The sequence below is a fragment of the Micromonospora sp. NPDC047812 genome (assembly GCF_040704175.1).
Classification (GTDB): domain Bacteria; phylum Actinomycetota; class Actinomycetes; order Mycobacteriales; family Micromonosporaceae; genus Micromonospora.
On record NZ_JBEYRY010000001.1, the window covers coordinates 826,300 to 842,573 of the forward strand.

At 74.6% G+C, this 16,274-nt stretch carries 15 protein-coding genes; 9 read left to right on the top strand and 6 right to left on the bottom strand.

Annotated features, from left to right (window positions below; translation table 11 throughout):
* Window positions 1–114 precede the first annotated feature (114 nt).
* Together AB0883_RS03735 and AB0883_RS03740 are read right to left on the bottom strand one after the other, a co-directional pair.
* Complete coding sequence (locus AB0883_RS03735) at window positions 115–1,503, bottom strand: HAMP domain-containing sensor histidine kinase (RefSeq protein ID WP_366639189.1); 1,389 nt, start codon at window positions 1,501–1,503, stop codon at window positions 115–117.
* A gap of 29 nt (window positions 1,504–1,532) precedes the next feature.
* The gene (locus tag AB0883_RS03740) at window positions 1,533–2,222 is read right to left on the bottom strand and encodes a response regulator transcription factor (protein ID WP_089001050.1); all 690 of its coding nucleotides are present in this window, start codon (window positions 2,220–2,222) and stop codon (window positions 1,533–1,535) included.
* A gap of 73 nt (window positions 2,223–2,295) precedes the next feature.
* Here AB0883_RS03740 and AB0883_RS03745 point away from each other — a divergent pair, with 73 nt between their 5' ends.
* A complete protein-coding gene (locus tag AB0883_RS03745) occupies window positions 2,296–3,216 on the top strand; it encodes an ADP-ribosylglycohydrolase family protein (RefSeq protein ID WP_366639191.1) in 921 nt (306 codons plus the stop codon).
* Window positions 3,217–3,231: 15 nt separating this feature from the next.
* Here the strand turns inward: AB0883_RS03745 and AB0883_RS03750 are convergent, their stop codons facing one another.
* On the bottom strand, window positions 3,232–4,101 hold the full coding sequence (locus tag AB0883_RS03750; RefSeq protein ID WP_366639193.1) for a YcnI family protein: 870 nt from the start codon (window positions 4,099–4,101) through the stop codon (window positions 3,232–3,234).
* 266 nt (window positions 4,102–4,367) lie between these two features.
* Here AB0883_RS03750 and thrS point away from each other — a divergent pair, with 266 nt between their 5' ends.
* Window positions 4,368–6,368 carry a threonine--tRNA ligase gene (thrS, locus tag AB0883_RS03755; RefSeq protein WP_366639195.1) on the top strand — a complete coding sequence of 667 codons (2,001 nt, stop codon included), beginning with the start codon at window positions 4,368–4,370 and terminating at the stop codon, window positions 6,366–6,368.
* A gap of 62 nt (window positions 6,369–6,430) precedes the next feature.
* Here the strand turns inward: thrS and AB0883_RS03760 are convergent, their stop codons facing one another.
* Entirely contained in the window at window positions 6,431–7,168 is a 738-nt protein-coding gene (locus tag AB0883_RS03760) for a D-Ala-D-Ala carboxypeptidase family metallohydrolase (RefSeq protein ID WP_366639196.1), read from the bottom strand.
* Window positions 7,169–7,391: 223 nt separating this feature from the next.
* On the opposite strand from AB0883_RS03760, the gene AB0883_RS03765 reads away from it, so the two are divergent.
* Both AB0883_RS03765 and AB0883_RS03770 read left to right on the top strand, forming a co-directional pair.
* The gene (locus AB0883_RS03765; RefSeq protein ID WP_366640266.1) at window positions 7,392–7,904 is read left to right on the top strand and encodes an HIT domain-containing protein; all 513 of its coding nucleotides are present in this window, start codon (window positions 7,392–7,394) and stop codon (window positions 7,902–7,904) included.
* A 223-nt stretch (window positions 7,905–8,127) separates the two neighbouring features.
* A complete protein-coding gene (locus AB0883_RS03770) occupies window positions 8,128–9,186 on the top strand; it encodes an aldo/keto reductase (protein WP_366639198.1) in 1,059 nt (352 codons plus the stop codon).
* Window positions 9,187–9,370: 184 nt separating this feature from the next.
* Here AB0883_RS03770 and AB0883_RS03775 read toward each other — a convergent pair whose 3' ends face one another.
* Window positions 9,371–11,533, bottom strand: a complete 2,163-nt coding sequence (locus AB0883_RS03775; RefSeq protein ID WP_366639199.1) for an elongation factor G-like protein EF-G2 — start codon at window positions 11,531–11,533, stop codon at window positions 9,371–9,373.
* Between the two features lie 14 nt (window positions 11,534–11,547).
* A complete protein-coding gene (locus AB0883_RS03780) occupies window positions 11,548–11,673 on the bottom strand; it encodes a hypothetical protein (RefSeq protein ID WP_366639201.1) in 126 nt (41 codons plus the stop codon).
* Window positions 11,674–11,786: 113 nt separating this feature from the next.
* Between AB0883_RS03780 and pgsA the strand changes: the two genes are divergently transcribed.
* The 5 genes from pgsA (at window position 11,787) to pdxS (ending at window position 16,229) form a co-directional block, all read left to right on the top strand.
* Window positions 11,787–12,419, top strand: coding sequence for a phosphatidylinositol phosphate synthase (gene pgsA / locus AB0883_RS03785; protein ID WP_366639203.1), 633 nt, complete (start codon window positions 11,787–11,789; stop codon window positions 12,417–12,419).
* A gap of 43 nt (window positions 12,420–12,462) precedes the next feature.
* Entirely contained in the window at window positions 12,463–13,395 is a 933-nt protein-coding gene (locus AB0883_RS03790; protein WP_366639204.1) for a phosphatidylinositol mannoside acyltransferase, read from the top strand.
* Window positions 13,396–13,410: 15 nt separating this feature from the next.
* Window positions 13,411–14,571 carry a glycosyltransferase family 4 protein gene (locus AB0883_RS03795; protein ID WP_366639206.1) on the top strand — a complete coding sequence of 387 codons (1,161 nt, stop codon included), beginning with the start codon at window positions 13,411–13,413 and terminating at the stop codon, window positions 14,569–14,571.
* 12 nt (window positions 14,572–14,583) lie between these two features.
* Window positions 14,584–15,078 (top strand): hypothetical protein, encoded by a 495-nt coding sequence (locus tag AB0883_RS03800; protein WP_366640268.1) that lies wholly within the window; start codon window positions 14,584–14,586, stop codon window positions 15,076–15,078.
* 233 nt (window positions 15,079–15,311) lie between these two features.
* Window positions 15,312–16,229, top strand: a complete 918-nt coding sequence (pdxS, locus tag AB0883_RS03805; RefSeq protein WP_357876948.1) for a pyridoxal 5'-phosphate synthase lyase subunit PdxS — start codon at window positions 15,312–15,314, stop codon at window positions 16,227–16,229.
* Window positions 16,230–16,274: the final 45 nt, after the last annotated feature.

Consider the following 16,274-nt stretch of genomic DNA (forward strand, 5'->3'; position numbering starts at 1 on the left):
CGGATTCGATCCTGTCAGCGCCGGCCCGCTGCGGCACCGTGGTTAACCCCGATCTAAGGAAGACTTGCGCCGCCCCACAACCGGCCGCCGATCCGGGGCATCCGCCCGGGCCGCTCAGGCGTCGGTGGGCCGCTGGCGGGGCCAGCGACGGCTGCCGGTCTTCTGCTCCCGCGCCATCCGGCCGACCAGGCCGAACCGGCTGACCTGTCGGGGCGTCGCCTCCGGGTCGGCGAGCAGCATCACCACGCTCGCCCCGCCCAGCCGGGCCCGGTCGATGCTGACCGAGCCGTTCGCCTGCAACGCCACCCGCTTGGCGATGTCCAGCCCCAGCCCGGTCGAGCCCTGGTCGCTGGCGCCCCGGCGCAGCGCCCGGTCCGGGTTGGCGATCCCCGGGCCGGCGTCGTCGATCCGGATGGCCACGTATCCGTCGCGGCGGGAGACCGCCACCTCGAACGCCGTGCCCTGCGGGGTGTAACGGAAGACGTTGCCGATCACCGCGTCCAGCGCGGCGGCCAGCTCGGCCCGGGGAACCGGCGCCGGGATGCGCAGCTGGGCGCCGCTGACCCGGTGCGGCCGGTTCTGGTCGCCGGCCAGGGCGGCCCAGAACACCATCCGGTCCCGCACCACCTCGCTGACGTCGCACTCCGCCGGCCCGGCCTCGTGCGCGACCGCCTTGCGGGTGGTCTTGATCAGCACGTCGATCTCGCCCTCGAGGGTGACGATCGCCTGCCGGATCCGGCGGATGCCGCGCCGCCGGTCCAGCTCCGCCTCGCTGAACGAGCCCACGCTGGTGTCGTCGGACTCCAGCGCCTCCGCGTCCAGCCGCAGCACCGTCAGCGGGGTACGCAGCCGGTGCGACAGGTCGGCGACCAACTCGCGCTCGTCGGTGCGGGCCGCGTCCAGCCGGTCGGCCATCCGGTTGAAGGCGTGCCCGGCCTCGGCCAGCTCCCGAGGGCCGCTCGGGTCGACGCGTACGCCCTGGTCGCCGTCGCCGATCGCGAGCGCCGCCCGGACCAGGCCCCGGGCCGAGTCGACCGCGCGGGCGGCGACCCGGTCGACCACCAGCACCGCCGCGCCCACCAGTGCGGCGGCCACCCCGAGCAGCAGCAGCCACCGGCTGTTGCCGCCCAGCGCCGACTCGGGCACGAAGACCTCGACCACGGCCGTGGTGTCGCCGAGCACGACCGGGTCCAGCCGGAGCACGCCGCCCTCGACGTCGACGACCACGGAGCGCCGCTCGCCCCGCGCGCGCTCCAGGCTCCCGGCGTCGGCGCGGGCTGACGACTCGTCCATCCCGAGCCCGCGCACGACCGGCCGGGTGGCCGGGTCGTCGCCGCTGGCCGCCACGACCCGCTGCACCACGGCGGGGTCGGTGCTGACGGTGAGGGCACCGGTGACCAGCGCGCTGCGCCGGGCGGCGTCCGCGATGGCCTCCTCGCGCGCCCGGTCCCCGAGACCGAGGGCGAGCGGGACGAGGAACGCCAGTGCCACCAGGGCGCACATGCCGGCCGTGAGCAGGGCCAGCGACGGCCTCAGTCCGGCGCCACCAGCCGGAAGCCGACCCCCCGCACGGTGCGCAGGTAGCGCGGCTTCGCCGCGGACTCGCCCATTTTGCGGCGCAGCCAGTACAGGTGAACGTCGATGGTCTGGTCCTCGCCGACCGATGGCTGCCGCCATACCTCCTCCAGAAGTTCCCGGCGGGACACTACCCGGCCCGGTCGTGCGGCGAGATAGGCCAGCAGGTCGAATTCCTTGCGGGTCAGCGCCAGCGGCTCGCCGTCGAGGTGGGCGCTGCGCTCGCCGACGTCCACCCGCAGCCCGCCGACGCTGTGCACGGCCGGCTGCACCGTCCGGCTGGCCCGCCCGGCCCGGCGCAGCACGGTGGTGATCCGCGCGTCGAGGTGCGCGCCGGTGAACGGCTTGACCATGTAGTCGTCGGCCCCGGCGCGCAGCAGCCGCACCACGGACTGCTCGTCGTCGCGGGCGGTGGCGATGATGATCGGCACGTCGGTGATGCCGCGCAGCATCCGCAGCGCGTCCGAGCCGTCGAGGTCGGGCAGCCCGAGGTCGAGCACCACGAGGTCGGGGGTCTCGGCGGCCACCCGGCGCAGCGCGTCCAGCGCCGTGCCGACGGCGTGCACGGCGTGCCCCCGGTCGGCGAGGGATCGCAGCATCGCGCCGCGTACGACGTGATCGTCTTCGACCAGGAGCACGGTGGCCACAGCAAGACCGTACTCGCGGTGGCAAGTCGAGCGCGTTGCGGCGCACGCGGCAACAGGGCAAGCTGGTACAACGATGTCCTTCACGCTCTTTCCCGACACCCGCCTCGCGCTGGCCCGGGACTCCCTCGCCGGCCTGTCGGTCGGCGACGCGCTCGGCTCACAGTTCTTCGTCCCCGGCCGGCACCCGGGCGACCTGGCCGCCGGGAAGCTGCCCCCACCGCCGTGGCAGTGGACGGACGACACCGAGATGGCCTGCTCGGTGGTCGCCGCCCTCGCCGAGACCGGCCGGATCGACCGGGACGCGCTCGCCGCGGCCTTCGCCGAGCGCTGCGAGCCCTACCGGGGGTACGGGCCGGGCGCGGTGACCATCCTGCGGCTGATCCGCACCGGCACGCCGTGGCCGGTCGCGGCCGCCTCGGCCTTCGACGGCCAGGGCTCCTGCGGCAACGGCGCGGCGATGCGGGTCGGCCCGCTCGGCGCGTGGTACGCCGACTCCGCCGCGCGGGCGGCGACGCAGGCCCGGGCGTCGGCCGAGGTGACCCACGCGCACCCGGAGGGCGTCGCCGGCGCGGTCGCGGTGGCGGTGGCCGCGTCGCTGGCCGCCCGCGCCCGCATCGACGGCCACCGGCCCACCCCGGCCCGGCTGCTGGCCGGCGTCACCGCCGCGCTGGACCCGGCCACCGAGGTGCACCGGGGCGTGCGCCGGGCCGCCGGCCTGCTCGACCGGTCGGTCGCCGAGGCCGCCGACGTGCTCGGCAACGGCTCCCGGGTCACCGCCCAGGACACCGTCGCCTTCACCTGCTGGGTGGCCGCCGTGCACCTGGACGACTACCCGGCGGCGGTGCGTGCCTGCGTCGAGGCCGGCGGGGACGTCGACACCACCGCCGCGATCGTCGGGGCGGTGGTGGCCGCGCACACCGGCGTCGGGACCCCGGGCGGGGTGCCGGCCGAATGGCTGGCCGCCCGCGAGCCCCTGCCGGACTGGGCCGGCTGACCCCGCGCGCCGCGCTCAGCGGGCGGCGACCGGCCCGCCCGGCGACCCCACCCCGGCGTCGGTCGGGGGCGTCGGGTCCTCCCGCAGCACCGACAGGTCGACCGGCTCGGCCGGCTCGCGGCGGCGCCAGCGGCTGACCAGCCAGCCGATCGCCGCGCCCCCGCCGAGGCCGGCTAGCAGCCCGGCGGCCAGCATCCCGTCCGCGTTCCCGCCGGCGTCGCCGCCCGCCGGCACACCGGCCGCCCGGGCCCCCGCGGCCGGGACGTCGCCGGCCCCGCCGGGCGGCGCACCGGCGGTCCCGGCTGCCGGGGCGGCGCCGTGCCCGCCGTGCTCGGCCGCCGCGCCGCCGGGGGCCGGGGGCAGCAGGGTGAGCGCCGGCGCCCGGCGGGCCCCGGTCGGCCCGGCCCAGCGCACCACCGTGCCGTCGGCGTACGTGCGCACCACCTCGAAGGTGAGCCGGTCGGCCTGCGGCAGCGGCCCCATGGACAGGGTGAGCCGGGCCGGGCCCGGGGCCGTGCCGGGCATCCGGATCCAGGTCACCGCGCTGACGACCTCGTCGACCCGGGACGAGTGGATGCCGGTGACCGGCTGGTCGAGCCGGCGGGAGGTGATCCGGGGCGCCCAGCCGGGCACCGACATCGGATAGACCTCGGCGATCGGGGCGTCGGCCGGCAGCCGGACCTCGATCCGGTCGGCGCGGGCGTCCGGCAGCTCGTCGGGCACCACGAACTCCAGCTTCACGGAACCGCCCTGCCGCGCCTGCGTCGGGCTGGTCGTCACGTCGGTCGCGTACGCCGGGGCGGGCCAGGTCAGCAACCCGGCCGCCAGCAGGACGGCCACCGTCGCGGCCCGGCGCCGGGGCCGCGCACCGTGCATCGTCGCCATCGTCGGTCCCCTCGGTCTCCACGGGGGCCGGCACCGGTTCCGGCCACACCGGGTAGTTCGGATGCGGGGACGGAAAGGTTCAACGCGAGGCTCACGACGCCGGCCGGGCCCGACGAGGTCGGCCACTGCCGGGGTGCCGGCGGGGCGGCGTCCGTCCCACGGACCCGGGGGCGGTGGCGTCGGCGACCGTGCCGGCGGGGGCGACCGATAGCATCGCAGGAGCCGAACGTTCGGCGTCACCCGTGCCGTCTGCTGGAGGAGTCACCGTGTCCGCACCCCGTACCCCCGCCGTGGCCGACCCCGTCGTCGTCGCCGCCGGGACCACGGCGGCCGACGCGGTGGCCGCGGCCGGTCTGCCCGCGTCCGGCCCGAAGGCGATCGTGGTGGTCCGCGACCCGCAGGGCCAGCTGCGCGACCTGGACTGGGCCCCGCAGGCCGACACCGAGGTCGAGCCGGTCAGCCTCGACTCGCCGGACGGGCTCAACGTGCTGCGGCACTCCTGCGCGCACGTGCTCGCCCAGGCCGTGCAGGACGTCTTCCCGGAGGCCAGGCTCGGCATCGGCCCGCCCATCGAGAACGGCTTCTACTACGACTTCGCCGTCGACAAGCCGTTCCAGCCGGACGACCTCGGCAAGCTCGAGAAGCGGATGCAGGAGATCGTCAAGTCCGGCCAGCGGTTCCGCCGCCGGCGCTTCGGCAGCCTCGACGAGGCGAAGGCCGAGCTGGCCGCCGAGCCGTTCAAGCTGGAGCTCATCGACGTCAAGGGCGAAGGGCTGGACACCTCCGAGGTGATGGAGGTGGGCGGCGGCGAGCTGACCATCTACGACAACCTCGCCGCCAACGAGGACAAGGTCTGCTGGTCGGACCTGTGCAGGGGCCCGCACCTGCCGAACACCCGGCTGATCGGTGCGTTCAAGCTGATGCGCTCGGCCGCCGCGTACTGGCGGGGGTCGGAGAAGAACCCGCAGCTCCAGCGGGTCTACGGCACCGCCTGGCCGACCCGGGACGAGCTGAAGGCGTACCTGAAGCTGCTGGAGGAGGCCGCGCGGCGCGACCACCGCAAGCTCGGCGCGGACCTGGACCTGTTCAGCTTCCCCGACGAGATCGGCTCCGGCCTGGCGGTCTTCCACCCCAAGGGCGGCATCATCCGCCGAGAGCTGGAGAACTACTCGCGCCGCCGGCACGAGGAGGCGGGCTACGAGTTCGTCAACACCCCGCACATCACCAAGGCGCAGCTCTTCGAGACCTCCGGGCACCTCCAGTGGTACGCCGACGGCATGTACCCGCCCATGGAGATGGAGGGGGCGAACTACTACCTCAAGCCGATGAACTGCCCCTTCCACAACCTGATCTTCCGGTCCCGGGGGCGGTCCTACCGCGAGCTGCCGCTGCGGCTGTTCGAGTTCGGGTCGGTCTACCGGTTCGAGAAGTCCGGCGTGGTGCACGGCCTGACCCGGGTACGCGGCATGACCCAGGACGACGCGCACATCTACTGCACGCAGGAGCAGATGGCGGGCGAACTCAAGTCGCTGCTGTCGTTCGTGCTGGACCTGCTGCGCGACTACGGCCTGGACGACTTCTACCTGGAGCTGTCCACCCGCAACCCGGAGAAGTCGGTCGGCACCGACGAGAACTGGGAGCGGGCCACCGAGGCCCTGCGCTCCGCCGCCGAGGAGTCCGGGCTGGACCTCGTGCCCGACCCCGGTGGCGCGGCCTTCTACGGCCCGAAGATCTCGGTGCAGGCCAAGGACGCCATCGGCCGGACCTGGCAGATGTCCACCATCCAGGTCGACTTCAACCTGCCGGAGCGCTTCGGGCTGGAGTTCCAGGCCGCCGACGGCACCCGGCAGCGGCCGGTGATGATCCACAGGGCGCTCTTCGGCTCGATCGAGCGCTTCTTCGGGGTGCTCACCGAGCACTATGCGGGCGCGTTCCCGGCGTGGCTGGCGCCGGTGCAGGTGGTCGGCATCCCGATCCGCGATGACCACACCGACTACCTGCACGGCTTCGTCGCCGCGCTGCGCGCCGAGGGCGTCCGCGCCCAGGTCGACGCGGGTGACGACCGGATGCAGAAGAAGATCCGCACCGCCCAGCAGCAGAAGATCCCGTTCATGGTGATCGCCGGCGACGACGACGTGGCCGCCGGCACCGTCTCGTTCCGCTACCGGGACGGCTCGCAGCGCAACGGGGTGCCGGTCGCCGACGCGGTGGCCCACGTGCTCGACGTGGTCGGCTCCCGGACCAACGTCGGCCCGTCCGCCGCCTGACCCGCCACGCACCGAAGGCCCCCCGCACCGCGGGGGGCCTTCGTCGTCAGGTCGTCAGGTCGTCAGATTCCGCAGCTCGGCGCGGACCAGCCACCGACCGCCCCGACGTGGGTGTGGTCGTTGTGACCCGGGTAGCCGGGGCCGAGGATGTTGCCGAAGCCGTGGTAGCGGGCCTGCTGGGCGAGCCGGCAGAACGAGGGCGACCCGACCAGGTCGACGCCGTCGCCGTAGAGGTGCCGGCTGTTGGACGCGCCGCCGACCGCGCTGTTGCACGAGTAGCTGCGGAAGCCGCTGCTGATGTAGATCGACACGCTGCCGAGGGCCTTCCGCATGGCCTGGAGCTTCCACATCGACACCAGCGCGTTGAAGCGGGCGGTGCTCGCGGAGACCGCGCCACCGGACCAGGTGCTGTTGCAGTTGTTCAGCTCGGCGTAGGTGAAGTTGACCGGGGTGCAGTCGTCGTCCTGCAGCGCGTAGAGCGTGTTGAAGGTCTGCGGGCCGGCGACGCCGTCGGCGCTCAGGCCGTACGCCTGCTGGAAGCGGATCACGGCGGACCGGGTGGCCGGGCCGAACGCCCCGTCGAGGCCGAGCACCGCGTTGTATCCGGGGTAGCCGGCGAGCCGGATCTGCAACTGCCGGACGTCCTCGCCGGACGCCCCCTGCGACAGGGTGCGTCCCCAGGTGTAGCAGCCGTCGGCCTGCGCCGCGCTGCTCGTCGCCACGACCCCGACGAGGGTGGTGACCGCGGCGAGGGTGCAGGCGGCGAAGGCACGGCCGATCCGGCGGAATGCGGTTCTCACGATGGGCTCCCATCGACAGGGGGTGATGTATGTGGATGGATTCTTCATTCACGTTCATCAGTTCGTCAAGAACCTTCACCCCCTATCCGTCCCCCTGAACGCGACCCGGGCCCCAGAGGGCGTCGGGGTCGGGCGCGGACCGGCGTACGGCGTCCGGGGCGCCCGCCGCCGGGAACGTAGGATCGGTGGCGTGACTGGGGTGGAACGGCACATGGACAGCGGCATGGCCGACGGCCTGGAGCGGCTCTGGACTCCGCACCGGATGACCTACATCTCCGGGGAGGACCGACCCGAGGGCGGCTACGAGCGGCCCGCCGGCTGCCCGTTCTGCCGGGCCCCCGGGCTGGCGCCGGAGGAGAGCCTGGTGGTGGCCCGGGGCGAGCACGTGTTCGCGGTGCTCAACCTCTATCCCTACAACCCCGGGCACCTGCTGGTCTGCCCCTACCGGCACGTGGCCGACTACACCGAGCTGGACCTGGCCGAGACCACCGAGCTGGCGGCGTTCACCCAGACCGCCATGCGGGTCGTGCGCAAGGTGAGCAACGCGCACGGCTTCAACCTGGGCATGAACCAGGGCGGCGTGGCCGGCGCGGGGATCGCCGCGCACCTGCACCAGCACGTGGTGCCCCGCTGGGGCGGGGACGCCAACTTCATGCCCGTGATCGGGCAGACGAAGGTCCTGCCGCAACTGCTCACCGACACCCGCGACCTGTTCACCCGGGCCTGGCCGAGCTGACCGACCCGCCCGTCCTGCCCGGCGGTCGTTCGGCTCGTCCGCGCGGACCCTTCGCCGGGCGGTCGTTCGGTTCGCCCGCGCGGGGCCCTCCCCGGCGCCCCTGACGGTTGGCGGCTGCGCCTGCCGGGCCGTTCCCGCGTCCGGGGCGGTCGGCGGCTGCGCCTGGCCGTGTCGTCGGTGAACTTCTCGCCCCGGGCCGGGCGCGAGGTGGCACGATCTGGCGATGGCAGTGACGACGCGGACGTTGGGCCGCAGCGGCATCGAGGTCAGCGCCCTCGGCATGGGGTGCTGGGCGATCGGCGGCCCGTGGGCCGAGGGCACCCAGCCGCTGGGCTGGGGCGCCGTCGACGACGACGAGTCGGTCCGCGCGATCCGGCACGCGCTCGACCTCGGGGTGACGCTCTTCGACACCGCCGACACCTACGGGGCCGGGCACGGGGAGCGGGTGCTCGGCCGGGCGCTCGCCGGCCGGCGCGACGAGGCCGTGATCGCCACCAAGTGGGGCTACACCTTCGACGAGGCCACCCGCCAGGCCACCGGCGAGGACCCCTCCCCGGCGTACCTGCGGCGGGCCGTCGCAGACTCGCTGCGCCGGCTGGGCACCGACCGGATCGACCTCTACCAGCTGCACCTGGCGGACCTGCCGGTGCCGCGCGCCGAGGCGCTCGTGGGCACCCTGGAGGAACTGGTCGCCGAGGGGCTGATCCGGGCGTACGGCTGGAGCACCGACCGCCCCGACCGGGCCGCCGCGTTCGGGCGGGACGCCCGGCACGCCACCGCCGTGCAGCACACGCTGTCGGTGCTCCGGGACGCCCCCGAACTGCTCGCCGTCTGCGACAAGTACGACCTGGCCAGCGTTAACCGGGGACCGCTGGGGATGGGGCTGCTCTCCGGCAAGTACACGGCCGGCTCCACGCTGCCGCGCGACGACGTACGCGGGGTGGCCCCCGGCTGGCTGGAGTGGTTCCGGGGCGGCCGGCCGGCGCCGGAGTGGCTGCGCCGCGTCACCGCCGTACGGGCCGCGTTGACCGCCGACGGGCGTACCCTCGCCCAGGGCGCGCTCGGGTGGCTCTGGGCGCGCAGCGACCGTACGGTCCCGATCCCCGGCTGCCGCACCGTGGCCCAGGTGGAGGAGAACGCCGGCGCCCTGCACCGGGGCCCGCTGCCCGCCGACCTGTTCGCCGAGGTGGAGCGCCAGCTGGCCGCGCTGCGGTCGGCCGCCCTGCGCGACGCCGACCGCCCCTACTGGCCGAGCCCGATGCTCCCCACCGCCCGCCCCTGACCCACCCCCGGTGCCCGTCCCGGCGTGCCCGTCCCGGAGCGTCGATCATGCAGTCGTGGCGGGCGCCGTGTCCTGGATCGCACCTTTCGCGGGGCACCACAACTGCATGATCGACCGAGCGGGCCGGCGGCCTCGCGACCCGGCGGCATCGCGGGCCGGTCGGAGCGGGGTGGTGGGGAGAGGGCTAGGGGTGGGTGGGGTGTTCCTTGCGGAGCTGGTCGGCCAGGTGGGTGGGCATCGGGTCGTAGCGGACGAACCGGCGGCGGAACGTGCCGGTGCCCGACGTCATGGAGCGCAGCTCGACCGCGTAGCGGAGCAGCTCCGTGGCGGGTACCTCGGCGCGGACCACGGTGCGCCCCTCGGCCTCGGGGTCGGCCTCGGTGCCGAGCACCCGGCCCCGCCGGCCGGACAGGTCGCCCAGCACCGCGCCCACCGAGGGGTCGGGCACCCGGACCACCACCTCGTCGACCGGCTCCAGCAGCGCCGGCTGGCCCTTCTCGGCGGCGTCGCGCAGCGCGAGCGCCCCGGCGGTCTGGAAGGCCGCGTCGGAGGAGTCGACGCTGTGCGCCTTGCCGTCGACGAGGGTCACCCGCAGGTCCACCACCGGGTGGCCGGCGACCAGGCCGCGCTCCATCTGGGCGCGTACGCCCTTCTCGACGGAGGGGACGTAGTTGTGCGGCACCGCCCCGCCGACCACCCGGTCGACGAACTCGAATCCGGCGCCGGGCGGCAGCGGCTCGACCTCGATGTCGCAGACGGCGTACTGGCCGTGGCCGCCGGACTGCTTGACGTGCCGGCCGTGCCCCAACGCCCGGACGGTGAGCGTCTCGCGCAGCGCGACCCGCACGGGCTCGGTGTCCAGCTCCACCCCGCCGGCGCGCAGGCGCTCCAGCACCACGTCGGCGTGCGCCTCGCCCATGCACCACAGCACCAACTGGTGGGTCTCCGGGTTGCGCTCCAGCCGCATGGTCGGGTCGCCGGCGATCAGGCGGGCCAGGTTGCGCGCGAGGGCGTCCTCGTCGGCGCGGCTGCGGGCCGCGACGGCCACCGGCAGCAGCGGCTCGGGCATCTCCCAGGGGGCGATCAGCAACGGGTCGTCCTTGGCGGAGACGGTGTCGCCGGTCTCCGCGCTGCCCGACTTGGTGATCGCGCAGATGTCGCCGGCCACGCAGACGCCCACCTCGCGCAGGCTCGCGCCCAGCGGCGTGTAGATGTGGCCGACCCGCTCGTCGGCGTCGTGGTCGGGGTGGCCGCGCTCGGCCATCCCGTGCCCGGAGACGTGCACGGTCTGCTCGGGGCGCAGGGTGCCGGAGAAGACCCGGACCAGGGAGACCCGGCCGACGTGCCGGTCGACGGTCGTCTTGACCACCTCGGCGACCAGCGGGCCGTCCGGGTCGCAGGTCAGCGGCGGCCGTGGGGAGCCGTCCACCCCGGCGACCGCCGGCAGTTCGTGCTCCAGCGGCGAGGGGAAGCCGGCGGTGAGCACCTCCAGCAGCGCGTCCAGCCCCACGCCGGTCTCGGCGCAGACCGGCACCACCGGGTAGAAGTGGCCGCGGGCGACCGCCGTCTCCAGGTCGTCGACGAGCACGTCGGTGCCGATCTCCTCGCCGGAGAGGTAGCGGTCCATGAGGGACTCGTCCTCGCTCTCGGCGATGATCCCCTCGATCAGCTCGTTGCGGGACTCGACGATGGCGGGCAGGTGCTCCGGGTCCGGCTCGCGCACCTCGGCCGGCAGGCCGGCGGTGTAGTCGAAGACCCGGCGGGTGATCAGGCCGAGCAGGCCGACGGTGGAGATCCCGTCGTCGCCGAGCATCGGCAGGTAGAGCGGGAGCACGTTGTCGCCGAAGACCCGCTGGCACAGCGCCACGGCCTCGTCGAAGTCGGCGCGCGGGTGGTCCAGCCGGGCCACGGCGACCGCCCGGGGCATGTCGACCGCCGCGCACTCCTCCCAGAGGGCGGCGGTGGCGGCGTCCATCCCGTCGACGGCGGAGACCACGAACAGCGCCGCGTCGGCGGCCCGCAGCCCGGCCCGCAACTCGCCGACGAAGTCGGCGTAGCCGGGGGTGTCGAGCAGGTTGACCTTGATCCCGTCGTGCAGCAGCGGGGCGCAGGCCAGGCTCACCGAGCGCTGCTGGCGTACGGCTGCCGGGTCGTGGTCGCAGACGGTCGTGCCGTCGGCGACGTCGCCGGCCCGGCCGATCGTGCCGCTCGCCGCGAGCAGCGCCTCGACCAGCGTCGTCTTGCCCGCTCCGGAGTGCCCGACGAGCACCACGTTGCGGATCCTGCCGGGCTCGGTCACCACCGGCGCGCCGCCGGCGGCCCCCTTCTCCTGACTCTTCTGCGCCATGGGGCGCACCTCCCTCAGCCGTGGTTGGTGACGACCGCCGCGCGCGACGGGGAAGCGGCCCGGTCGGGTTCCGCGGCGACATCCTCCGGTGCGGTGCCGGATTGCGGGTAATCAACGGGCGGGTGGGTGAGCTGGCTCACTTCCCCTGCCCCGATCTCACACCCGATCCGGGGTCGGCACAAGGCTCCGTCCCCGCGGGTCGCCTGACCGGCCGTACCGCTGCTGCTACGCGGACCGTTATCGTGGGACCGCCATGGCGAAGATCTTCCAAGTGTCGGCCCGCGCGGGGATGACCCGCGTCGTCGAGCCGGTCGCACGCCGCCTGCTCCGAGCGGGCGTAACTCCCAACGCGGTCACCGTGGCGGGCACCCTCGGGGTGCTCGTCGGTGCGCTCGGCTTCGGCGCCCGCGGTCATCTGGTCGCCGGGGCCCTGATTGTCACCTTCTTCGCGCTCACCGACCTGCTCGACGGGACGATGGCCCGGATGAGCGGGGGTGCCACGAAGTTCGGGGCGTTCCTCGATTCGAGCATGGACCGGGTCGCCGACAGCGCCGTCTTCGGCGCGGTGGCGTACTGGCTGGCCACGCAGCACCAGTACTCCGGCGTCGCCGCCGCGCTGCTCTGCCTGGCCGCGGGCGGGCTGGTCTCCTACGTCAAGGCCCGCGCCGAGGGCCTCGGCATGACCTGCAACGTGGGCATCGCCGAGCGCACCGAGCGGCTGCTCATCGTCGGCGTCGGCGGGCTGCTCACCGGCGTCGGCGTCGACCCGGCGCTGGAGATCGCGCTCTGGCTGCTCGCCGCCGTGTCGATCTTCACCGTGGGCCAGCGGATGGCGCACGTGTACCGCCAGGCCCAGCGGGTGCACACCCCGGGCGGGCAGGGGTGAGCGCGACACCCGCGGGTCTGCCGCGGGCGGGGGGCCGGCGCCGGTGAACCTCACCGAGCTCGGCTACGTGGCCGGGTGGCGCGTGATCCGCGCGCTGCCCCGGTCCGTCGCGGCGGCGGCGTTCCGGGCGGGCGCCGACCGCGCCCACCGTCGCGGCGGCGGGGGTACGACCCGACTGCGCGCGAACCTGCGCCGGGTGGTCGGCCCCGACCTGCCGGAGGCCGAGCTCGACGAGCTGGTCCGTCGTGGCCTGCGCTCGTACGCCCGGTACTGGATGGAGGCGTTCCGGCTGCCCGCGCTCAGCCGGGCGGAGATCCTGGCCGGCTTCCGGCTCGACGGCGAGGAGAAGCTCGCCGCCGACGTGGCGGCCGGCCGGGGCGCGGTGGTGGCGCTGCCGCACGCCGGCAACTGGGACGCCGCCGGCGCCTGGGTCGCGGCGACCGGCTGGCCGATCACCACCGTCGCGGAGCGGCTCCGGCCCGAGGGCGTCTACCAGCGCTTCCTCGCCTTCCGCCGGAGCCTGGGCATGGAGATCCTGCCCACCCACGGCGGCGAGCGCAACGCCTTCGACGTGCTGGTCGACCGGGTCCGGGCCGGCACGGTCGTGCCCCTGCTGGCCGACCGCGATCTCTCCGCGCGGGGCGTGGAGGTCGAGTTCTTCGGCCACCGCACCCGGATGCCGCCCGGCCCGGCCCTGCTCGCGCTGCGCACCGGAGCGCCGCTCTACGTCGCCTCGATGTGGTACGAACCGGACGCGGCGTGCGCCTCGATCGAGGGACCGCTGCCGCTGCCCGGCCCGGAGGAGGGCCCGCTCGACCAGCGGGTCCGGTCGCTGACCCAGCGGATCGCCGACGGTCTGGCGGCAGGTATCGCCCGGCATCCGGAAGACTGGCACATGTTGCAGCGGATGTGGCTGGACCAGCACGGCACGGGTGGCGACGCGACCCTGCCCTCCCCGGCCGCCGGACAGGCGTAAGGGAGGCGTTTGCACGTGCGCATCGGCATCGTGTGCCCGTACTCCTTCGACGTGCCCGGTGGGGTGCAGAACCACGTCATGGACCTCGCCGAGGCGCTGATCGGGCTCGGGCACGAGGTGAGCGTGCTCGCCCCGGCCGACGAGGACTCCCCGCTCCCGCCGTACGTGGTGCCGGCGGGGCGGGCCCTGCCCCTGCCGTACAACGGCTCGGTGGCCCGGATCGCCTTCGGCCCGGTCTCCACTGCGCGGGTGCGGCGGTGGATCATCCGGGGCGAGTTCGACGTGCTGCACGTGCACGAGCCGCTGACCCTGAGCCTGTCGCTGCTGGCGGTGCTCTCCGCCCGTGGCCCGGTGGTGGCCACCTTCCACACCGCGATGACCCGGTCGCGGGCGCTGGCCGCCGCGCAGGGCGTGCTCCAGATCGTGCTGGAGCGGATCACCGCCCGGATCGCGGTCAGCGCGCTGGCGCGCAAGGTGCAGGTCGAGCACATGGACGGCGGGGCGGTGGAGATCCCGAACGGGGTGGCCGTCGCGAAGTTCAGTCACGCGCAGCCCCTGCCGGGCTGGCCGGGGGAGTGCCCGCCGGGCCGCGACGGCGCGATCGGGTTCCTCGGCCGGTTCACCGAGGCCCGCAAGGGCTTCCCGATCCTGCGGGACGCCTTCGTGGAGCTGGCCCGGCAGCGGCCCGGCCTGCGGCTGCTGGTCGCCGGGCCCGGCGACGCGGACGACCTGTTCGGGCGTTTCCCGGCCGACCTGCGCGACCGGGTGACCTTCCTCGGGCTGGTCTCCGAGGAGGACAAGGCGCGGATGTTGCGCAGCGTGCACCTCTACGTGGCGCCGAACACCGGCGGCGAGTCCTTCGGCATGATCCTCACCGAGGCGCTCGCGGCGGGCACGACCGTCGTCGCCAGCGACCTCGACGCGTTCCGCCGCGTGCTCGACGGCGGCAGGGCCGGCCGGCTGTTCCCGACCGGGGACCCGGCCGCGCTGCGTACCACCCTCGCCGACCTGCTCGACGATCCCGGCGCCCGGGCCGCGCTGACGGCCTGCGGTGACCAGGTGGTGGCCACCTTCGACTGGCCCGTGGTCGCCCGGCGGGTGCTGGAGGTGTACGCGGCGGCGATCGAGGCCACCGACGGGCGGGTCATGGACACCGAATGGGTGGGGCTGGACTAGACGATGTCGCGCATGTGGTGGGTGGTGCTCGCGGCCCTGGTCGTCGGGCTGGTCGTGGCGTACCTCGTCTGGACCGCCGGACGGGTCGGCCGGCTGCACGCCCGGGCGGAGCTGGCGGCCCGCGCCCTGGAGGCCCACCTGCTGCGCCGGGCGGCGGCCGCCGCGGTCCTGGCCGAGCGCCGCTACGGCGTCGAGCTGTACGCGGCGGCGCGGATCGCGCTGGACGCCGAGCCGGACGAGCGGGAGGCCGCCGAGAACGACCTCACCCGCCAGCTGCGGGCGGTGGAGCTGGACCCGGCGGATCCGGACTGCGAGGCGGTGATCGGCGCCAGCCGGCGGCTCGCCCTGGCCCGCCAGGTGCACACCGACCTGGTCCGCGACGCCCGCGCGGCGCGGGGCCGCCCGCTGGTGCGCCTGTTGCGGATGGGGCGCCGCCGGCCGTGGCCGCGCTACTTCGACATCGACGACCCGACGCTCACCGTCCCGGCCGACGTCCCCGCCGGGTGAACCGGCGCAGGCGCGAGCCGGGCGATCGTGATCAGGACCCCATGGACGTCATCCGGCCGCGTTGAGGTCCATCGCGTCCTGATCACCCGGACGCCCCGCGCGCCCGGGCGGGTGGCCGGTGACGACTGCCACAGTGCAGGCCACCGTGGGCCTGATTGGCTGTCGGATCGGCGTTGGGACCGTCGTAGCATTTCCGCAGCCACCCCCCGAGCACGTTCGAGGAGCGATGACCCGTGCCCGAAACCACTGCCCAGAACGCTAGCGCCAGCCCCGTCACCGGCACCGCCCGCGTCAAGCGCGGCATGGCCGAGATGCTCAAGGGCGGCGTGATCATGGACGTGGTCAACGCCGAGCAGGCCAAGATCGCCGAGGACGCCGGCGCCGTCGCGGTGATGGCGCTCGAGCGGGTGCCCGCCGACATCCGTGCCCAGGGCGGGGTGTCCCGGATGAGCGACCCCGACATGATCGACGGCATCATCAACGCCGTCTCCATCCCGGTCATGGCCAAGGCCCGGATCGGTCACTTCGTGGAGGCCCAGATCCTCCAGTCGCTCGGCGTTGACTACGTCGACGAGTCCGAGGTGCTGACCCCGGCCGACTACGCCAACCACATCGACAAGTGGGCCTTCACCGTGCCCTTCGTCTGCGGGGCGACCAACCTCGGCGAGGCCCTGCGCCGGATCACCGAGGGCGCGGCCATGATCCGCTCCAAGGGCGAGGCCGGCACCGGCGACGTCTCCAACGCCACCACCCACATGCGCAAGATCCGCCAGGAGATCCGCCGCCTGGGTTCGCTGCCGGCCGACGAGCTGTACGTGGCCGCCAAGGAGCTCCAGGCGCCGTACGAGCTGGTTAAGGAGGTCGCCGAGAGCGGCAAGCTGCCGGTGGTGCTGTTCACCGCCGGTGGGATCGCCACCCCGGCCGACGCCGCGATGATGATGCAGCTCGGCGCCGAGGGCGTCTTCGTCGGCTCCGGCATCTTCAAGTCCGGCAACCCGGCGCAGCGGGCCGCCGCGATCGTGAAGGCCACCACCTTCCACGACGACCCGGACGTGCTGGCGAAGGTCTCCCGGGGCCTGGGCGAGGCGATGGTCGGCATCAACGTCGACGACATCCCGCAGCCGCACCGGCTCGCCGAGCGCGGCTGGTGAGCAAGCGCCCTTCCGCCCGCCTCGCGGGCGCAGGGGCCACCACGG